This is a genomic window from Peribacillus sp. P4_D6, assembly GCF_056401795.1.
Genome location: NZ_JBFUIQ010000206.1, coordinates 1 through 4424 on the forward strand (window position 1 = coordinate 1; position 4424 = coordinate 4424).

Annotated in this window: 4 protein-coding genes; 1 reads left to right on the top strand and 3 read right to left on the bottom strand. The window is 41.5% G+C overall.

Translation table 11 applies throughout. From position 1 onward, the window contains the following. The first annotated feature begins 266 nt into the window (after positions 1 to 266). Positions 267 to 1064 (top strand): endonuclease I family protein, encoded by a 798-nt coding sequence (locus AC1DVB_RS25390; RefSeq protein WP_454861318.1) that lies wholly within the window; start codon positions 267 to 269, stop codon positions 1062 to 1064. 62 nt (positions 1065 to 1126) lie between these two features. On the opposite strand, the gene AC1DVB_RS25395 is transcribed toward AC1DVB_RS25390, so the two are convergent. From AC1DVB_RS25395 to AC1DVB_RS25405, 3 genes are all read right to left on the bottom strand, one after another. Continuing rightward, a complete protein-coding gene (locus AC1DVB_RS25395; RefSeq protein ID WP_477591535.1) occupies positions 1127 to 2185 on the bottom strand; it encodes a lactonase family protein in 1059 nt (352 codons plus the stop codon). Positions 2186 to 2328: 143 nt separating this feature from the next. After that, entirely contained in the window at positions 2329 to 4092 is a 1764-nt protein-coding gene (ade, locus tag AC1DVB_RS25400; protein ID WP_477591537.1) for an adenine deaminase, read from the bottom strand. Positions 4093 to 4116: 24 nt separating this feature from the next. After that, on the bottom strand, positions 4117 to 4424 hold a 308-nt coding region (locus AC1DVB_RS25405; RefSeq protein ID WP_477591539.1), incomplete at its 5' end, for a nucleoside deaminase.

Genomic DNA, 4424 nt, shown 5'->3' on the forward strand with positions numbered 1-4424 from the left:
GAATATAAAGTGGAACCGCATGCAAACTTCCCCCATGATTTAGTCGTTGGCGGGGAGAATTATAAATGGCAGCCAAAACAGATGGAAGAGTACTTTTACTTATATAATGGTCGGGTAATCTGGGGAATGACAGCGAAAATCCTTACCCATTTTATTGAAATTCTTCGTTAGACCCTTCTAAAGCACCTTTTTTTTTCGGTCTATTTCTATTAAACTTTAATTATGGTAAAAGTTAGGTTTTTTAATAGAAGCGGGGGGATGAGTGGATGAAGTATAGTTTTGAAGTACTTGAAAAAGAACGGGAAATGGCAATGGCTGCACTAGTCAACCTTAATGAAAACCGCGAATACTATGATGAAACCAAAGATCAGGAACTTAAGCTGGCATACTACAAAGATGGTTCCTTGGACCGGGAAGGATTGAAGGACCTACTTGTGGCAACCCATAAAAACCAGCTGAACTACTCACCGCATCGTCATGTTTACCCATGGGTGGACTTACAGGAAAATGGCCAGCTGAAAAGTCTGTATTCCGGTAAAGGGATGGATCCTGCACAAGTGATTGAGGAAGATATCCGTATACTGGAAGTATTGTCAAGAGGTATTGAATCAACAAATTCGGAGAATATTCTCGTTAATTGTGAACATGTAGTACCTCAATCATGGTTCGATAAAAAAGAACCGATGAGGGGGGATTTGCATCATCTGTTCGCCTGTGAACCAACGTGTAATAGCAGCCGGAGTAACTATCCATACCATGATTTTGAGGATTATATCCCTGAAAGGTCTGCTGCCGGTATAAAAGCGGGTTGCGGGAAATCAGACGAAAGTAAATTCGAGCCCGAATACGGAAAAGGGATCGTGGCGAGGGCAACTTTGTATTTTTTACTCAGATATGAGGGAATCATCGATAGCGGCAATATCGACCTGGCACTGCTTTTGGAATGGCATCGGCTTTTTCCCGTCAGCACTTATGAAAAACATAGAAACCTCGCTATACATGAAATGCAGGGTAATCGTAACCCGTATATAGATTTTCCCGAAATGGCAGGGAATTGGAATTAAAGTAGGGCATAAAAAAGAGGATTGAAGCTGCAGTGAAAGCTTCAATCCTCTTTTATTATGGATTATAAGAATTTTACGCAAACAGGGAAGGGAACTTGAACATCCTTTTGCAATAATGTTAATTTTCCGTCATGTTCATTCCGGGCATATAGTGTCAAGTTTCCTGATTGTTCATTAGAAGCGATCAGAAATTTTCCGCTAGGGTCCAATGAAAAATCACGCGGCCAATGTCCTTCGGTGGAAACCAGCTGCACGAATGCCAGTTTGCCTGTTTCTTCATTGATTTCGTAAACGGCAATACTATCATGTCCGCGGTTTGCGGCATATATGAATCGCCCGTCATCAGAAATATGAATGGCGCTTCCTTGGTTATTTTCCTTGAAATCTTCAGGGACGGTCCGTACCGTTTGCAATTCAGAAAAACTACCGGTTTGACTATCGAAGCTCAAAACAATCACTTCTGGTACAAGTTCTGCCATGACATACGCAAATTTACCGTTTGGGTGGAAGGTCAGATGCCGTGGTCCGCTGMCGGGAGCAACAGATAAGCTGTTTACTTCTTCCAAAACCCCATTATGTATTTTATAGGTTATTACTTTATCTATTCCGAGGTCGACAACAGCAATGAACCTTTCATCCGGCGTGAAACCAGCGAAGTGAGTGTGTGCTTTTTCCTGACGTTCTTCATTCGGTCCATGCCCTTCATGTTGAACAGTTGATGATACAGGCAAAGGTGTCGCATCGTCATTAAGCGGATATGATTCAATCACGCCTTCTCCATAACTGGAAGTGACCAAAACCTGTTTCTTGCTGTCGACACTTATATGGCAGGAAGAGCCATTTGGTGTAAGTTGTTTGCCTAAGAAGGTAAGCTCACCTGAATCTTCATTAATCGAATAGGCTGAAACCCCACCGCTGCCCGCTTCTTTTAAAATGGCGTAGAGATTCTTTTTGTCCTGGCTGATGGCGACATAAGTCGGATCGGTCAATTCTGCTGCAAGTACCGGTGTACTGAGCTTTCCTTCTGCTGTATCTAAAGTAAATCGGTAAATACCTTCGCTGTTTCCTTTTGTGTAAGTGCCTATGTATCCAATGATGTTCTGTTGATTATGTTTTGCCATATTTATCTCCTCCAAGAAAGAATTGTGTTTATTTTTATTTTAACATAGATGATGCGCATATATCCTTTTCCCATTTTATGTTGAGTCGGAACCTTTTCTTTTAGAATTTTTTTGGGTGATATGAAAAAAACCCGCCTAGCGGGTTAATTTAAATCGACTGGCTTTGAAACTTCGATGGGTATATGCCTAAACTCAGAAACGGAAAATAAACCCTGATCCGTCAGTTTGATTTCAGGGATGACTGGTAGCGCCAAGAAGGCAAGTGTAAGAAAAGGGTTGAAATGCCTGTTAGCACCGAGTTTCAATAAGGCTTCATCGATGTGCTTCAATGAATGGACCACATCCATATAATTGCATTCACTCATCAATCCAGCTATTGGAAGGGGAAGGGAAGCTAGTATTTCCCCATTTTGGATTACAGTCAATCCACCTTGCATTTTTTTGATTTCCTTAGCTGCCAGAAGCATATCCTGGTCATTCGTTCCGGCAATGATCAAATTATGTGAATCATGGGCTACTGTCGTGGCAATGGCTCCTGATTTCAACCCGAGCCCTTTGACGATTCCCAGACCCACTTGTTTGGTCATATGATGCCGTTCAATAACAGCAAGTTTTAGATGATCAACATGTTCGGAGAACTGAAATAGACCATCATGATTAAGTGTGACCGGTTCAATCGAATGCTTTGTAATCAAGCTGTTTGGAGTTATCTCAATAATATTAGCGAACTCATTTTTAAAAGGTATCGCGAAATCATCTCCGGTTATTTCATGAAATTGAACAGAGTGCTTCAACCCGTCGGTAAAAACCTGTTTCTCATCAGCTGGATAGTTAAGCAATCGATTATTTTGTACCATAAGCTTTCCATCTTTGAAGACCGAATGGAGGATGACTGAATCAAGATCATCCAGTAGTAGGAAGTCTGCCTTGTATCCAGGTGCAATTGCACCATGTTCCTTTAATCCAAAGCATTCTGCTGCATTAATGGTCGCCATTTGAATGGCGGTAATTGGCGGGACACCTGTTTCTATGGAAAGTCGAACGTTGTGATCGATACTTCCTTCAGAAACTATATCATCTAGGTGCCGGTCATCGGTGACGAATAAACAGCGGCGGGAGTTCTTCTCATTAATAACTGGAATCAGGTTAATTAAGTCTTTGGCGACGGTGCCTTCCCTGATCATAAGATACATTCCTTTACGCAGTCTTTCTTTTGCCTCTTCCGCTGTAGTGCATTCATGATCTGTTTTAATGCCTGCACTTAGATAAACATCGAGCTGTTGTTCAGAAAATCCAGCTGCATGACCATCGATGCTTTTGCCCAGTCTGTTTGCATCGTATATTTTTTGCAGCATATCTTCATCTGTATGTGAAACGGCAGGGAAATTCATTACTTCGGCTAAACCAAGCACTCTCGGGTTTTGATAAAAGGAAATTAAATCTTCACTTCTTAAGATAGCACCAGAATGTTCAAACTCCGTAGCAGGTACACAAGAGGGCATCATGAAGTAAAAATCAAAAGGAAGTTGATCGGATTGTTCAATCATATATTCCATGCCCTTTTTGCCAGAAACATTGGCAATTTCATGAGGATCTGCAACGATGCAGGTCACACCATGTAAAAGGAGGATTTTTGCAAGTTCATAAGGCCTGACCATCGATGATTCTATATGAACATGGCCATCAATGAAGGAAGGGCATACGAATTTTCCTGAAGCATCGATTTCCGAAGTACCCTCATAATGCCCAATTCCAGCAAAATAACCATCGGAGATCGCAATGTCGCCAGTATAGATATCACCATTGAATACATCTATGATTTGCCCGTTCTTAATGACGCAATCTGCAGGTGTTCTTCCTGATGCAACGTCAATTCTCCTTTTAAGCAAGTTTTTTTTCATATTCATAACCCCTTTGGCCATAAAAACCAGTTAATATTTCACTTTTTCCGTATTGGTTTCCCATGTTCGGAATGGTAAATCGTGGTCATTAAAAGACAATTGTTTCATTTTGATTGTGCGGTTTTCCATTGGCAGGGCAAGTTCTTGATAGATAAAGTGATCATCAAAGCCAATACCTGCAGCGTCTTCTTTAGTGCATGCGTAATAAATGGCTTTTGGACGTGCCCAATAAATAGCACCGATGCACATGGGGCATGGTTCGCAGCTAGTGTAAATTTCACAATCTGTAAGCTGGAAGCTGTCGAGATTCCTGCATGCATCACGAATCGCCTGTACCT

Excerpts from the sequence above, each read along its gene's own strand:
- AC1DVB_RS25390 (WP_454861318.1), top strand. The coding sequence starts at position 267 with ATGAAGTATAGTTTTGAAGTACTTGAAAAAGAACGGGAAATGGCAATG.
- ade (WP_477591537.1), bottom strand. The coding sequence starts at position 4,092 with ATGAATATGAAAAAAAACTTGCTTAAAAGGAGAATTGACGTTGCATCA.